The sequence below is a fragment of the Virgibacillus sp. LDC1 genome (assembly GCF_025792345.1).
Classification (GTDB): domain Bacteria; phylum Bacillota; class Bacilli; order Paenibacillales; family Paenibacillaceae; genus Paenibacillus_AQ; species Paenibacillus_AQ lautus.
The window spans coordinates 4080101-4095564 of sequence record NZ_JAOXLZ010000001.1 but is presented as its reverse complement, the minus strand read 5'-3'; the positions used below and the strand labels follow the sequence as shown (position 1 = coordinate 4095564).

The following is a 15464-nucleotide window of genomic DNA, read 5'->3' as shown; positions in this document are numbered from 1 at the left end:
TTTTCTTTTGGCCAACCATTGGAGACTCTTTGGTTCACCTGTAAATTACTGGATTTGACAACGAGGCTGTCCTGTAACTATAATGATTACAAGTAAGATGTAACTGATTTGATTACAAGTTGAGCCTCTCGTTGACCTGAATATATGTAATGAACAAAACAAACAACACCATTCAAGGAGTGAGAATATGACAGCTATTATACATCCATCCACAAAGCTCGGACCGGTCTCTTTGCGGATCAGTAATCTGGCACAATCCGTACGCTTTTATACGGAAGTCGTCGGTTTGAAAATGCTTCGCCAGCATGGCCGTATTGCCGAATTGACGGCAGACGGGAAGCAGCCGCTGCTGATTGTAGAGGAGATTCATGATTTGGTAAGACCGCAGACCCGGACGGCAGGTCTATACCATTTTGCGATCCTGGTTCCGAATCGGGAATCGCTCGGGCTTGCGCTTGCCAACCTGATCGCGCATAACATTCCTGTCGGCCAAGGCGATCATCTGGTCAGCGAAGCATTGTACATTAATGATCCGGACGGAAACGGCATCGAGATTTATGCCGACCGACCAAGGGATACCTGGAAGCGTGATGCCAAAGGAGAATATGTGATGACCACGGATCCTGTTGATGTTGAGGGGCTGCTGGCTCTCTCCAAGGACAAGGAATGGTATGGACTTCCTGAAGGGACCGTTATCGGGCATGTACACTTCCATGTGTCCGACCTGCACGATGCCCGCGTATTTTATTGCGATGTTCTGGGTTTTGAGCTGACAGCCCATTATGGAGGCGCTGCGTTGTTTATATCCGCAGGAGGATACCATCACCATATCGGGCTCAATGTTTGGGCAGGACTCGGTGTACCGAACACTCCACGGAGCGCTGCGGGTATGGAAGATTATACGATTGAGCTTCCGAGCCATGAGGAGCTTGAGGCGGTAACCGGCCGTATCCATGAGGCGGGGCTGCGTCTGGAGCAGCGCGATGGTGTCTGGGCCGTTCAAGATCCCTCGGATATCTGGATCCGATTGGTTGTTGCTTAAATAATAAAAGTCGAAGAGGCCTGTCCGCTATGTTAGCGGGCAGGCTATTTTTATGAGCTATCCGTTATCTTTATCAAGGAAATTATATCCGGTCTAGTTCCTCCAGCGTCCGAAGCATGAACTCCAATATATTCGGGATATCTCCCATCTGTTCTTCGTTGATCCTGCGGGGAAAGCGAAGCTCGATCGTGTTGTGGAGCGGTGCCGGATCATCGCTGTAGGTGTACCGTAACGTTTGCAGCGGCGGAAGCTCCGGATTCCATATCTCCTTTATGATCTTGGTGATAGCCGGACAAGCTATGGAAGCATCAGCGATGTTTTTATGAAAGCGGAGCTTCAGCTCGCAGGCCGGCTGACCCTCCGGAATTTCCAAAATCTCGGCCGCCAAATCCCGGAGCCCGGTCTCCAGGCAAATTTCGGCCGAAGTCGTGGATTGCGCAGCCAGCTCGAACCGGAGGCTAAAACTTCTGGACAACGTCGCCATATCCAGAAGATCCTTTCGATCGGTAACACGAATGATTTCATCGAGGTTGTCGAGGTCGTAGACCGCATTTTCGATGCCAACCTTTAAATTTTCGAATATTGTCGGGTCAAACATGAGGCACATCCTTTGAACATCATAATGACATACATACGATTGGGAATAATATATCACAATTCAGGTGTTGAAGGGCAACATACTGGGCCTATGAGCCGCGATCTCTCCGCGTGATTTCCTTCGTTTTATAACAGTATTGCCTTAATCGTATCATGTTGACCCACGCTCGATTTCCAATTTGCGTAGAACCGAAAAATCCTAGGAGCAGCAAGATTGACCCACGGGTAAAAGTCATGATAGGATGAACACGAATAACAGTAAAAATAAATTTACCGGTAAAATATATGGAGGTGTTAAAATAAAAATGACGGGTATCTATAAAATTAAAACCCATGAACAGCTCAAAGCGATTGCCGATCCACTGCGTACTAAGATACTGATGAATCTCGTGAAGGATGCCTACACTGGACAGCAGCTAGCCGAGATACTGGACATTACACGGAACAATATCTATTTTCATCTGAAGGAGCTGGAGAAGCACGGCATCATTCATGTGGTGCGGAAGGAAGAGAAGAACGGTATCGTGCAGAAATACTATCGTGCCGTCGCAAGCCGCTTCATACCGGAGGATCATTTGCTGCCAAGCCTGGATTTGGTGGAAACGTCCAGACAGGTATTTATGGAGACGCTCGAGGTTACCCGGACGAAAATCGAGAACGCACCGGCCTCCTCTTTTACCTTGAACAGCGCGAGCGAACACCACAGGAAAAACATTGCGGGAACCTACCGCTTTCATGCAACAAAGGAGAGCTTCCATGCTTTTGTGGACGAGTTCAAGCAGCTCATGAATAAACACTTCACGATGGAGACGGCCGAAACAGGCAGTACGCCTTTGTCCGCAGAAGAAAAGAATTACTATATGTCGTTGATCGCATTTCAAGATGATCAGGAGGATATCACCGTTCGATAATCCTTGATGGGGGAGTAGTACATATGGAGAATAATCAATATAACGTCGTTATCGATGATGCATGGTTTACCGTATCGCAGCTGGATGAAGCCACGTTTGCAATCAGTGAATACGGACATTGGGAGAAGGTGCATTCGTTTCTGTTGATAGGGGACGAGCGTGCTGCATTGATCGATACGGGCCTCGGCATCGACAACATGAGGCGGATGACGGATCAGCTGACGGATTTACCTATGATCGTGCTAACCACGCATGTTCACGCAGATCATATCGGCGGTCATGGGCAGTACGGGGAGATTTATGTGCATGAGGCTGAGGAAGACTGGCTCGTCAGCGGCATTCAGAAGCTTTCCATTGAACAAATCCGCAAGGACATATCACGCGATATCACGAGGCCGGTACCAGCTTCCTTTGATCCGGCAACCTATACCCCTTATCAGGGGCAGCCGACCGGCCTGCTTCGGGATGGAGACGTCATCGAGCTTGGCGGACGAAGTCTGGTCATTTACCACACACCGGGCCATTCTCCCGGGCATATCGCGGTATTGGATATAAACCGAGGTTACTTGTTCACAGGGGATTTATTGTATGATGAGACGCCGGTATATGCTTTTTATCCAACGACAAGTCCGGAGGATCTCGTAAGCTCACTGGAACGGATCGCGAATCTCGGTGGCGTAAATCGAATTTATGGTTCTCACAATACACTTGGACTGGACCCGGCATTGCTGGCCGTGGTTCAAGAGGCGGTTCGAGAGCTGCGGGAAAAAGACCTTGTCCGATTTGGAACGGGCATTCACCGGTTCAACGGATTTTCGGTTCAATTTTAATAGCACCGTTATAAGAAAGAGCCGCCTGCAGATCCGAAGTAATCTGGATCCGGAGGGCGGCTTTTTTTACGCAAAAACGATTCTCTCAGAAGATAAGCTACTTCCACATGTTGATGAGCATCTCGGCGTGGTACGACAAATCCATCCGCGCTCGGTGCTCAGGTAGATCCGGAGGGCCGAGCTGTCTGTGGCCCGGACCACCAGTTCTTTTCTCCAATCACCGAAAACTTTCATTGTATGGAACATTAGAGAATGACAACATACAAAAAAACAGAGTTAATTCCGGTAGCCATACATAAAAAAGAGAAGATCAATAAGCCTTGCACCGAGGGGTACAGGGCTTATTGACCTCATGCTTCATCCGGAACTCCGAGCAATGAGCGAACGGCTTGATCTCCCACAGTATGGCTGATGGTGTGTCATATCGGGCAGTAACATTCGGTCACTTCTTTAGGAAGGCGTGTCATATGACATTTTGACACTGTTGCACATGACAACGAGTGCAGTAGGATACAGAAATATCAAGGTCATAAGACATGAAAGGAGTCTAATCTATGAAGAAATGGCTGAGGGAGTACCTGCTAAACTTTTGTTTTTTGATGCTGACTTTTGGAACTGGAGTGTTTTACTTTTGCTACTATCTTGTAGGCCTTGTATTTGGCTTCAGCATGAGTTTCACCCTGATCGGGATACCTGTTCTCACCTTTGTCATGCGAACGTCACGGACCTTCATGAATTACGATCGGATCCAGGCGAAGTTTTATACGGACATAACGATCGAACCTGTTATGAAGAGAACATCATCCGGCTCCTACTGGAGTCAGGCTAAAGTGGAGCTGTCCGACATCCGAAATTGGAAAGCCGTATCGGTGCTCATGCTGAAGTTTATCGTTGGCATCGCTAGTTTGTTCAGTGCCGTTATCTTCTTTATCGTTCCCATTCTATGGATATTGGCCCCATGTATCAGTTCCTTTGCGGATATCAACGTAGGACATATTCGCATCGATACCTTGCCCAAGTCCCTGCTTATGATGGGAGTCGGCCTTCTGTTTGCTTATGCAGGGTCATGGGCAGCTAAGGGAGCGGCGAGATGGACAGGCCGGTACACGCAGTGGATGTTTTCGGTTTGGAGGTAGACACACTGTTGGGGCCGTGTCATATTAGGGAGGAACCGTGAAGGAACTGCAGGGAGTGAAAGCTTTTGTTTGATATAGTGAAACAATGGAAGTGGTACGACTGGGCGATGCTCTTTATTCGCATGATGGGCTGCATCTCCCTAATCATCACATGTATAGAGTTCAGGAACCAGTTTACCGTAGCATTATGGATCGTCGTCATGTGGGAATTGGCAGCCTTCTCGATACCCTGGTTGTGTCTGCTTCTGAATCATAAAGCATATTTGATCACCGAGATTTTACTATCAGGCGGAATCGCCGTTTATTTGACTTCCTTATTCCCGGGGGCCTACTTGTCGTTTATCATTCCGGCTTTTCTGATGGCTGCGAACAGTTATGGAACGACGTACAGATGGACAGGCCCCCTTGCGGCTATCTTGGTTCCAATACTGATCAAGCTGTATGCCCCGTCAACGGATTTGATACTGATGATCGAGCATGTTGCTTTTGCGTTTGCATTAGGATTTGCCTTTCATCTGTTGATGGCCAACTACAGCCAGAACGAAATGATTCGGACACATAATACGATATTGGAGCAGTATTTATCTCAGGTCGAGCGGGTCACGCTGTTGGAAGAACGGGAACGCGTGTCCAAGGAACTGCATGATACGATGGGCCATACGTATACTGCGGTCATCATGGGCTTGGAAACCCTTCGTTCTACGGAAACAGATGCAGCAGCTCAGCGTAAGCTGTCCAATCTGCTGGAACTGACGCGGAGAAGCCTGGATGAGGTCAGAGGGTATTTGCATGAGCTGGATTCACCGCAAGAGCAGCTTCCCTTGGTGCAGTCACTGAGACAGGTGACAGAGGATTTCGAGCGCAATACCGGGGTAAAGGTAGGACTTAGAGTGCTTGGTGAAGAGTACCCGGTATCCCGGCAGGCCAAAATGACCTTCTACCGTTGTCTTCAGGAGTCCTTAACGAATAGTGTGCGTCACGGTAATGCGACGAGGGTTGACGCCGTGCTTCAATTCGAATTGCAGCAGACCCGGCTTGAAATTCTGGATAACGGCAGTGGAAGCGTGCAAATCCAGGAAGGTTTCGGTTTAAGCGCCATGAAGGAAAGGGCCTATCGCCATCAAGGCCAATTATCGGTTTATTCGACTCCTGAGGCAGGAACCGTCGTGACCTGCAGCTTGCCTAGAATTTCGGAGCCTGCAGATGAAGTCATCCGGCTTTTGTTGGTGGATAATGAACCTTTTATCAGGGAGAGTCTTGGCATCATTCTGGAATCGGAGAAGGACCTTGAGGTGGTAGGACGTGCAGAACATGGGGAACATGCCTTGGACATGTGTGAGAAGCTAAACCCCCAGCTGGTGCTGATGGATCTGGAGATGCCCGTGATGGATGGCATTACAGCCACAAGGTTGATCAAACAACGTTGGCCGTTAGTGAAGATTATCATATTCACCACATTTGAGCAGAGGGGCAAAGCTGTAGAAGCCATGCGAGGCGGAGCGGACGGTTATTTACTGAAGTCGATGGAGCCGCGTGAACTTGCCGAGAACATACGAATCGTGTATCGAGGGGGGACCTTGATGGATCCGGCGATTTCGGCGAAGCTCTTCGATGGGGAAGCGGGCGATTTCATGAAGGAAGAGGGTGGCTCAGCATCTGTAATCGAAGCCGATCCAGCGTCCTCTCCACTTCTGAAGTTATATGATCTGACACCAAGGGAGATTGAGGTTCTGAAGTATCTCTCCCAAGGATTGCGGTACAAGGCGATTGCGATGAAATTGTATCTCTCAGACGGGACTGTGCGGAATTATGCCTCGACTTTGTATGCCAAGCTGGGCGTCCGCAACCGGGACGAAGCGGTAGAAGTTGCAAACCAGGCCGGACTCTTATGAGCCCAGCCTGGTTTTATTTCATTTATGTTCCCTCTATGGAAGCACATGTTGATGAAAACCCATCAGGAGTCCATCATCAGTAACTGCGGTCCATGTTTTTGCCGTAATAAATTTCGTCCATTTCCAGTTTGATGCGCTCGGTGATTTTCTGCTGCTCGGCATCGGATAGCTTATCCTTTGTGTAACCGAACAGATAATTGTCCAGATCAAACTGCTTCAGCTTACATTTGGTGTGGAAGATGTTTTCCTTGTATACGTTGACATCAATCATATCAAACAAATCCTTGGCTTCGTCTGGAATATAGTTCTGAATGGAGCTGATCTCATGGTCGATAAACAGCTTGTGCCCGTGAATATCCCTCGTGAAGCCCCGAATTTTATAGTCGATCGTCATAATATCCGTATCAAAGGAGTGGATCAGGTAGTTCAGGGCTTTGAGCGGGGAGATTTCCCCGCAGGTCGACACGTCGATATCAGCCCGGAAGGTGCTGATCCCCTCGTCCGGATGGAATTCCGGATACGTATGGACGGTAATATGGCTTTTGTCCAGCTGCAGCACCACGTTATCCGGCAATGGACCCGGCGATTCGTCATAGGATTCCTCCGGCACCTCCACGACGGGGCCCTCGGAGACCAGTACCGTCACGCTGGCGCCCTGCGGGATATAATCCTGCTTGGCAATGTTCAGGACATGGGCTCCGATGATTTCGGCCACATGGCTCAATATTTTTGTGAGTCGATCCGCATTATATTGTTCATCAATATATTCTAAGTACGCTTCTCGTTCTTCTCGGGTCTTCGTATAACAGACATCGTACATATTAAAGCTGAGCGATTTCGTCAAGTTGTTGAACCCGTGCAGGGTAACGCGTTCTTCTGGTGTCATATCCATATGAATTTCCCCTTGTGTCATTAATATATCAGTTCGAGTACCTATTATTTCCGAAACCGGCGATTCCTAGTCTGCCCGCGCGTCGCCTTCTGCGTTAACATTAATATGTTCTTACCCGCATCGGGTTCAACATTAACAGATGGTTCTGGAATGATAGAGACAAGACTCGGAATATAAAACAAGAAAAGGACACCCTGCGCATGCAGCATGTCCCTTCATTTTTTCCTATAGGATCTGTATTACCGATAACCATCATGCTTCCCAAACGTCACGATTACTCCGCGAATTCCAGTAGTTCGTTCATATTGCTAAAAGGGTCCCGGATCGCGCTGTATAAACCGGGAGGGCAGGGCTGCGGGGGATCAAAGACCTTGCTTTATTGGCAGCATAAAATGCCTTCACCGGATTCCATGTTGGATTTTAAGCTGGCCAGCAAGCCTCTCCATGCATCCACATGCCATTCCCGGGCTTGCAGCGACGCCTCGGTATCCTTCCAGCCCGTGTGCTCCAAGGTGATTCTCGTGCCGCCGTCCTGTTCAGGTCTAAAAGACACCTTGACCGTGGTCAAATTCCCCTGATTCATCGTTTCCGCAAAGGGATCGGGTCCTTTCCACTCAAAAACGAGGATATGCGGCTCGTCATACTGCAAAAGGGTACAGCCTGCGGTGCACATCGATTCACGATTGGCGGGGTTAAAATAAAGCTCGAATTTCCCGCCCGCCTTCGGTTCAATTTCCGCAGCCGGCGCAAACCACTCGGTTATCCTAGCAGACTCCGTCCATGCTCGCCAGAGTAGATGCACATCGGCCTGAATCACGGTTTCTTGAACAATGGTCATATGTATTCCTCCATCGTTTAGCGCTCATTGTTTTCGGATAATGCTTCTTGCAGTTCCATTATAAATGGACATGGGCTTCAAAAATTCTTCTACCTTGCGCTGTTATTCCGATCCTTCTCAAACAAGAGCAAAGGCAGATTGACAACAATCGGCGGGTCGTAGGGCAGAGGCTCGCGCAAGGTAATCTTCACGGCGAGATCGGTTCCTTCGTCGATATGGACAGGATCCTCCAGCTTGCCGCGCAAAGATTTGCCCAGCAGAAAATAATCCCGTGGATTAAGGCTCCAGGGGATGCCCGCTGCCAGCATATAATACGTGCCGTTTGGAATGCCGGTTAGGATACAGGTTCGGTTCTTATTGACAGCCGTACCGGAAACGGGCCTCTGATCAGGCACGGGTCTTGGGAACAGACCGACGTAAATCATGCCGCGAAATGCCTCGGGAGCTTCGATCCGGCAATGTATTCTGGGCAGAGCATGTCTTTCTTCCTCTGCCCAGGCTAATGGCTTATGCTCATATTGATTCACGTAACGATGCAGGGACTCGGTGGTGGAGCGGAACCTTTTCGGGGACAGACCGACAAACTGCTTAAAGCGGGTATTGAAGGTGCCTGGACTTGCCAAACCGATGCTCATTCCGATTTTTACAAGCAGGGAAGGACTTTGAAGGAGCTCAATTTTGCCGGATTCAACCCGGAGCGCGGACAGGTATTGCCTGAGCGATATGCCGGTTACTCGTTTGAATACTCTGGAGAAATGGAAGGGGCTATATCCCACTAGATCGGCGAGCTGCTCGGTCGTCATGGGCTCGTCCAGATGCTCCTTCATATATTGAATGGTTTGATTTACGGCTTCGGTATGTGCGTCATTCATTAGGATCACCAACTTCATTTTTTGGGCTTTACATGATAGCAAGCCTTTTTCCACATTTATGAAGTTCTCCTTGTCGAATGCAATTTCCTTCCCCGATTCGGTTGCCCATTCATGGAAAGGCCGTTAAACTTAAAGGATAAAGGCTTTTCGAAACGGAAAACCAAGGTGAATTAAGGAGTTTTTATCCATGAATGTGGAAACAAATGATAGAGAATCGATGAATATGGATACAGCGCGGGATTATCTGCAGAAATATTACGGCTATCCTGATTTTCGGGAGGGCCAGAAAAAAATCGTTGCCAGTCTACTGACGGGTCAGGATACGCTCGGGATTATGCCGACGGGCGGAGGCAAATCAATCTGTTATCAGATTCCGGCGCTCCTGTGTCCGGGTCTGACGTTAGTCGTATCGCCTTTGATCTCCTTAATGAAGGATCAGGTGGATGCACTCACAACAGCGGGCGTGGCGGCAGCCTATATCAACAGCACGCTCAGCGGCAAGGAAGTGAACGAGCGCATACGTGCGGCCAAGCGCGGAGAACTGAAGCTGTTATATGTCGCTCCGGAACGGCTTGAACTGGATTGGTTCCGGGAGGAGATGGCCGGTCTCGACATTTCGATTGTGGCTGTCGATGAAGCGCACTGCGTATCCCAGTGGGGGCATGATTTCCGGACCAGCTATCTCTCGGTCGCTCCTTTTGTTAAAGGGCTCCCGAACCGTCCGATTGTGGCAGCCTTTACGGCCACGGCCACGCCTGAAGTGATGGAGGACATGCAGCGTCTGCTTCGACTGGAACAGCCGCAGGTGTTCGTGACGGGTCTTGGACGCGATAATCTGGAGATGTCGGTGCTTCGCGGTGAGAACAAGCGGGAGTTTGTGCTGGACTATGCGGCCTCGCATACCCACCAGCCGGGAATCATCTATGCCGCCACTCGTAAAGAGGTGGATGATTTATGCCAGCGCCTTCAAGCCAAGGGGCTTCTTGCGGGGCGATACCATGCCGGCATGAGTGACGCGGAGCGAGCGGAGAGCCAGGAGGCTTTCCTCTATGACGATATTCGCGTTATTGTGGCAACGAACGCATTCGGTATGGGGATCGATAAATCCAACGTCCGGTATGTCATCCATTACAATATGCCGAAAAATATGGAGTCCTACGTGCAGGAAGCGGGTCGCGCCGGACGGGACGGGGAGCCCAGCCAGTGCATACTGCTGTTCAGCGCCCAGGATATTATGACGCAGAAATTTCTGATCGAACAGAATCCCCAGGAGGGTGAGCGCAAGCAGAACGACTACCGGAAGCTGCAGCAGATGATCGATTACTGCTACACCACCCGGTGCCTGCGCAGCGCGATGCTGGATTATTTCGGGGAAGAGCACGAAGATAAGCCCTGCGGTACGTGCAGCTCCTGCACGGATGACCGGGAGCTTGTCGATATCACGGTGGATGCTCAGAAAATCTTCTCCTGCATCCACCGGATGCGCGAACGCTTTGGCGTGTCTATGGTCGCCTCCGTGCTGAAGGGCTCACGGGCGAAAAAAGTGCTGGAATACGGCTTTGACCGCCTTCCAACCTACGGCGTGATGTCGAATCGGACCGAGAAGGAGATATCCGAGACGATCAATGTGCTCATCTCGGAAGGGTTCCTGGCGCTGACGGAAGGCCAATACCCTGTCGTGAAACTGCAAAGCGAGGCGGCCGATGTGTTAAAAGGGCAGCGCGAAGTGATGCAGCGCGTTCCGCGTCCTTCCAAAGCCGCAGGCAGCCAGCGCAGCGGCAGCCGCCGCGATTATTCGCCGTCAGCCGTCAACGAGACGGTGTTCGAGCAGCTGCGCTTGATTCGGCGTGAGCTGGCAAGCAAAGAGCATGTGCCATCCTACATCATTTTTAACGACGCAACATTGCGGGAGATGAGTGTGGTTTGCCCGCAAAGCGAGGATGAGATGCTGAATGTCAAAGGGGTCGGCGAAGTGAAATTCCGTAAATACGGCCGTCCGTTCCTGGAATTCTTCCTGAATGGTCAGGGCACATCGAGTGTCGGTGACGACTTGTACGACTATGAATAATAGGCTGGCATAACCGGCAGAAACTAATTTAGAAGGAAAGTGGACCCTACCATGAAAGTCATACTATCAACCTTGAATGCCAAGTACATTCATACCTCCTTGGCCATTCGCTGCCTGAAAGCATACAGCGAGAAGGATTTCGATATCGAACTGACGGAGTACACGATTAAGGACCCCGTGATGAATATCGTCTCCGACCTGTTCCAGCGCAAGCCGGATGTGATCGGATTCTCCTGTTATATATGGAATATTGAAGAAACGATTAAAGTGATCGACATCGTGAAAAAGATTATGCCGGAGGTCACGATCATACTGGGTGGACCTGAAGTATCCTACGATACGGAGTATTGGATGAACCGGCTGCACAATGTCGACTTTATCGTCATGGGTGAAGGCGAGGAGACCTTCCACCATTTGCTGCAAACGATAGAAGGTGACCGGAAGTATCATTTCGTCTATGGCGTAGCTTACCGCAAGCAGGACGAAGTCATTGTGAATCCCGGGAGACCGAAGAGCATTCTGGCGGAGCTGCCTTCCCCGCATCGTTTTCCGGAGGATATCCCGCATCTCGGGAAGCGGGTGGTCTATTTCGAGACCAGCCGGGGCTGTCCCTTTAGCTGCCAGTTCTGCCTGTCGAGCATTGAGGTGGGGGTTCGCTATTACGATATTGAACGGACCAAGGCGGATATTCTCTACCTGATCGAGAACGGAGCGAAATTGATCAAGTTCGTAGACCGCACCTTTAACATTAAGCGGGATTACGCGCTTGAAATGTTCGAGTTTTTGATTGAAAACCATGGCGGCTGCGTGTTCCAGTTTGAGATCACGGCGGATATCATGCGTCCCGAGGTGCTCGATTATTTGGCGAATAATGCGCCTCCCGGCATTTTCCGGTTTGAAATCGGGGTGCAGTCAACCAACGATCCGACAAACGAGCTGGTGAAGCGTCGCCAGAATTTCACCAAGCTGTCGCGCACGGTGACCATGATCAAGGACAGCCGCAAAATCGACCAGCATTTGGATTTGATCGCAGGTCTTCCGGAAGAGGATTACGATACGTTCCGCAAAACGTTTAACGACGTATTTGCGCTTGGGCCGGAGGAACTGCAGCTAGGCTTCTTGAAGATGCTGCGGGGAACCGGGCTGCGGATCGATGCGGACAAGTATAACTACACTTATATGGATCATGCTCCGTATGAGATTCTGGGCAGCGACGTGCTTCCGTTCTCGGATATCGTCCGATTAAAGAGACTGGAGGATGTGCTGGAGAAGTATTGGAATGCGCACCGGATGGACCATACCCTGAATTATTTGATGAAGCATGAATTTACGTCGCCGTTTGATTTCTTCCAAGAGTTTGGCGACTACTGGGAAGGACAGGGCTGGCAGAAAATCGGCCATCAGCTCGAGGACCTGTTCACCCGTTTAACAGCTTTCCTTGAAGATCGGAAGACCCCGCATATGGACGTTGTCTCCGGTCTGATGAAGTTTGATTATTTCCTGGGCCATAAGTATAAACCGCGGAAAATATGGTGGGATCATACCCAGGACAAAGCGCAGTGGACCGCCAATGTTCGCAAAATCGTTGAGGAACCTGCGGCCCTATCCGCCGGTTTTGCCGATCTGGGGATTACGGAGCGCGATCTGCAGAAACATGCGATGATCGAGGTGCTGCCATTTAACCTCAGCGATGCCATCCAGGGCGGCACCGGATTCCCGGACAACGCCGACCATGCAACGATGCTGCTGGTATTGTACCAGCAGAACGAAACAGGGCAGCCACAGTACTACACCATGCCTGTGGAGTTAGCGAAGCAGGCATAGTAGAGGAAGCGAAGGACAACCCTTTATCGGAACTTGAAACGAGCGGCTTGTCCGTTTTGGCAAAATATCTTTCTTCAAGGTTTAGGGATAGGTAAGGACTGATAGGATTGAAAATGTGATCATGCCCCCCTCGTTATCGTAACGGACGGTATCCTGGGCGTTCCGGAATAAAACACCCTTGGGATCGGTATTCTAATCGCATCAACCGATGAGGAGGGGATGTTTATGAACGGGAAACAGAAGGGGCGGGAACAGCATCCGCAGGACGAGCCCAGCATTGCGCCGGGCATGGAAACCAATGACGATCTGCGCGAAGAGGCTACGGAGGATGAAGTAGCGCATGGCGAGTACACCGAGGTCACGCAGTTGATCATCGACCGCACGCCGAACGAAGAAGAGTAAGAAGCTGGGCTGTCGCGTTAAGTAGGTTTACTTACTTGACGGATAGCTTGTCTGATTAAAAAAAAGCGTCATACAACAGACAGAGGGGGTGTCCCAAAAAGGTCAATTGACCTTTTGGGACACCCCCTTTTTAATTCGTCCTGCATCATTCTTTTACATCATCCGTTTCGATTCTTGCGGTGTCTGCTGTCTCATGCGATCCCGCTGTGTGCCGTTCGAGCCAGTCGAGAACATGTGCCGCTACTTCATCCCGGTTGATTTCATGCAGCATTTCGTGGCGGCCGCCGGGATACAAACGGTATTCAAGATCCTGAATGCCATGTTTCCGGTACAATTCGATCAACCGTCGTACGCCTTTACCGCGGTGTCCGACCGGATCATCCTCGCCCGAGAAAATATAGACCGGCTTATCCTTTAGAAGGCATTCCATCAGTTGAGGTTTATGAATCTGGGACAGCAGCTTGAAGAAATCATGGAAGAAACGAGCGCTGCATACCTGACCGCAGTAGGGGTCGTTGATATACTTATCCACTTCCGCTTCATCCCGGGATAACCAATCAAATGGAGTGCGAATAGGACCGAAACCTTTGTTGTAAGGGCCGAACACGATGGCGTTCAGCATCAGACTCCGGTGCGTGTTTCCTTGGAGGCGCATTTGGGCCGCTGCCAGATTCAAACCGAACGCTAGCAGTCTCTGGGGACCGTTGGTCCCGGACAGCATGAATCCGTCGAATAATCGGCCGTTCGAACACATGATCTTTTGGGTCAAAAAAGATCCCATGCTGTGACCCATCAAGTAATGTGGAACATCCCCATGGCGCTTTTTAAGCTCGGAAGCAAGAAGCAGCAGGTCTTCAATCATCCCTTCGAATCCATTCTCCCCGGCATCGCCGAGAAGCGTAAGGCCGGACGTTTGTCCATGACCCCGATGGTCGTTGCAGTACACGGCGTAGCCGTGTGCTGTAAGCAACTCGGCAAGCTCCTCGTATCGTATGCCGGTTTCGCACATGCCATGCGCAATTTGCACGATGGCACGAATAGGGTGGTCCGGCTCGGGCAGCCATTGATATACAAAAACATGCATGCCCTGCGTATTCAGCATCGTAAACGTGTCGGTTTGCATTACAGGCCTAACACCTCCACAAAAACGAATGGTTATTTCAATTATTTATACCCTGTTTAAGGAAGATAGGAACGAAGAACCGTAGATTGCCCATCCAATGTATATGCACCCAGGTTAGCTGGCAGCAGGAAGCATTGTCCGGAGGTATAATCGATGGAGCCGTTATCCCAGCTGAGGGTTCCTTGACCATCGCATACCACCACGATCGTGAAGCTTTCAACTGAAGTGGACAAGGACCAGGCACCGTTAACAACGCCTTTTTCAACTACAAAATAAGGAGATTTGGCAAGCTCAAGCCATTCTCCAGGAGCGGTTCCCTCCGTGCTCATGGTAGTTGCGCCCGATCCTTCATAGGCCGTCACGTTTAAGGAGTCCTCAATATGAAGCTCGCGCGGCTTACCGTCCAGCCCTGGTCGATTATAATCAAAAATCCGGTAGGTGGTATCCGAATTTTGCTGAATTTCCGCCACGACAACGCCCGCACACAGCGCATGTACCGTACCGGCAGGTATGTAGAATGTATCTCCGGCTTTTACGGACACTTCTTGCAGCTGGTCCATAACCGTGCCGTTTTCCATGGCCTCTTTCAAAGTCTCGCGGCTGACGCCTTCTTTCAGACCGTATATGATTTTGGCGTCCGGCTTCGCATCCAGCACATACCACATTTCAGTCTTGCCCAGCTCGCCTTTCGGAAGCCCCTCATAGTCATCGGTCGGATGGACCTGAACGGAGAGGTTGTCATTGCAGTCAAGCAGCTTGATCAGCAGCGGAAAACGTCCGTTAACCTCGGAGAATCCTTTGCTGCCAAACCACTCCCGTCCGAATTGCTCCCGAACCTGATCAAGACCGCGGCCGGCAAGTTCACCGTTCACAATGCTGGTTGTACCGTTCGGATGGTCGGCGATCATCCAGCCTTCTCCGATATGTCCTTCAGGAATATCCAAGCCGAATTGCTCCAGGGCACGGCCACCCCACACACGTTCTTTAAATTCGGGTTGGAACAACAATGGATATGGTTTTGTCATGGTAATCATCTA

General features: G+C 50.3%; 14 protein-coding genes. 8 read left to right on the top strand and 6 right to left on the bottom strand.

Annotation, left to right across the window (positions count from 1 at the left end; all coding sequences use genetic code 11):
• Positions 1-187 precede the first annotated feature (187 nt).
• Positions 188-1042: a VOC family protein gene (locus OHJ21_RS18460; RefSeq protein ID WP_100538992.1), complete on the top strand. Its 855-nt coding sequence runs from the start codon at positions 188-190 to the stop codon at positions 1040-1042.
• Between the two features lie 82 nt (positions 1043-1124).
• On the opposite strand, the gene OHJ21_RS18455 is transcribed toward OHJ21_RS18460, so the two are convergent.
• Positions 1125-1640 (bottom strand): hypothetical protein, encoded by a 516-nt coding sequence (locus OHJ21_RS18455; protein ID WP_100538991.1) that lies wholly within the window; start codon positions 1638-1640, stop codon positions 1125-1127.
• Positions 1641-1944: 304 nt separating this feature from the next.
• Here OHJ21_RS18455 and OHJ21_RS18450 point away from each other — a divergent pair, with 304 nt between their 5' ends.
• The 4 genes from OHJ21_RS18450 (at position 1945) to OHJ21_RS18435 (ending at position 6408) form a co-directional block, all read left to right on the top strand.
• A complete protein-coding gene (locus OHJ21_RS18450; protein ID WP_100538990.1) occupies positions 1945-2550 on the top strand; it encodes a winged helix-turn-helix domain-containing protein in 606 nt (201 codons plus the stop codon).
• 23 nt (positions 2551-2573) lie between these two features.
• The gene (locus OHJ21_RS18445) at positions 2574-3380 is read left to right on the top strand and encodes an MBL fold metallo-hydrolase (RefSeq protein ID WP_486020806.1); all 807 of its coding nucleotides are present in this window, start codon (positions 2574-2576) and stop codon (positions 3378-3380) included.
• A gap of 554 nt (positions 3381-3934) precedes the next feature.
• Entirely contained in the window at positions 3935-4516 is a 582-nt protein-coding gene (locus tag OHJ21_RS18440) for a sensor domain-containing protein (protein WP_100538988.1), read from the top strand.
• Positions 4517-4593: 77 nt separating this feature from the next.
• Positions 4594-6408 (top strand): response regulator, encoded by a 1815-nt coding sequence (locus tag OHJ21_RS18435; RefSeq protein ID WP_486020804.1) that lies wholly within the window; start codon positions 4594-4596, stop codon positions 6406-6408.
• A 76-nt stretch (positions 6409-6484) separates the two neighbouring features.
• On the opposite strand, the gene speD is transcribed toward OHJ21_RS18435, so the two are convergent.
• The 3 genes from speD to OHJ21_RS18420 form a co-directional block, all read right to left on the bottom strand.
• A complete protein-coding gene (speD, locus tag OHJ21_RS18430; protein WP_100538986.1) occupies positions 6485-7300 on the bottom strand; it encodes an adenosylmethionine decarboxylase in 816 nt (271 codons plus the stop codon).
• A 376-nt stretch (positions 7301-7676) separates the two neighbouring features.
• Positions 7677-8138 carry an SRPBCC family protein gene (locus OHJ21_RS18425; RefSeq protein ID WP_486020801.1) on the bottom strand — a complete coding sequence of 154 codons (462 nt, stop codon included), beginning with the start codon at positions 8136-8138 and terminating at the stop codon, positions 7677-7679.
• An 89-nt stretch (positions 8139-8227) separates the two neighbouring features.
• Positions 8228-9010 (bottom strand): AraC family transcriptional regulator, encoded by a 783-nt coding sequence (locus tag OHJ21_RS18420; RefSeq protein ID WP_100539516.1) that lies wholly within the window; start codon positions 9008-9010, stop codon positions 8228-8230.
• Between the two features lie 187 nt (positions 9011-9197).
• On the opposite strand from OHJ21_RS18420, the gene recQ reads away from it, so the two are divergent.
• The 3 genes from recQ to OHJ21_RS18405 all read left to right on the top strand — a co-directional run bounded on the left by recQ (position 9198) and on the right by OHJ21_RS18405 (position 13304).
• Positions 9198-11078, top strand: a complete 1881-nt coding sequence (recQ, locus tag OHJ21_RS18415; RefSeq protein ID WP_100538984.1) for a DNA helicase RecQ — start codon at positions 9198-9200, stop codon at positions 11076-11078.
• 51 nt (positions 11079-11129) lie between these two features.
• Positions 11130-12902, top strand: a complete 1773-nt coding sequence (locus tag OHJ21_RS18410) for a B12-binding domain-containing radical SAM protein (protein WP_100538983.1) — start codon at positions 11130-11132, stop codon at positions 12900-12902.
• Between the two features lie 225 nt (positions 12903-13127).
• The gene (locus OHJ21_RS18405) at positions 13128-13304 is read left to right on the top strand and encodes a hypothetical protein (protein ID WP_486020799.1); all 177 of its coding nucleotides are present in this window, start codon (positions 13128-13130) and stop codon (positions 13302-13304) included.
• Between the two features lie 145 nt (positions 13305-13449).
• On the opposite strand, the gene OHJ21_RS18400 is transcribed toward OHJ21_RS18405, so the two are convergent.
• Together OHJ21_RS18400 and OHJ21_RS18395 are read right to left on the bottom strand one after the other, a co-directional pair.
• Positions 13450-14427 (bottom strand): alpha/beta hydrolase, encoded by a 978-nt coding sequence (locus OHJ21_RS18400; RefSeq protein ID WP_100538982.1) that lies wholly within the window; start codon positions 14425-14427, stop codon positions 13450-13452.
• A 56-nt stretch (positions 14428-14483) separates the two neighbouring features.
• Positions 14484-15452, bottom strand: coding sequence for a type I phosphomannose isomerase catalytic subunit (locus tag OHJ21_RS18395; RefSeq protein ID WP_100539515.1), 969 nt, complete (start codon positions 15450-15452; stop codon positions 14484-14486).
• Positions 15453-15464 lie beyond the last annotated feature (12 nt).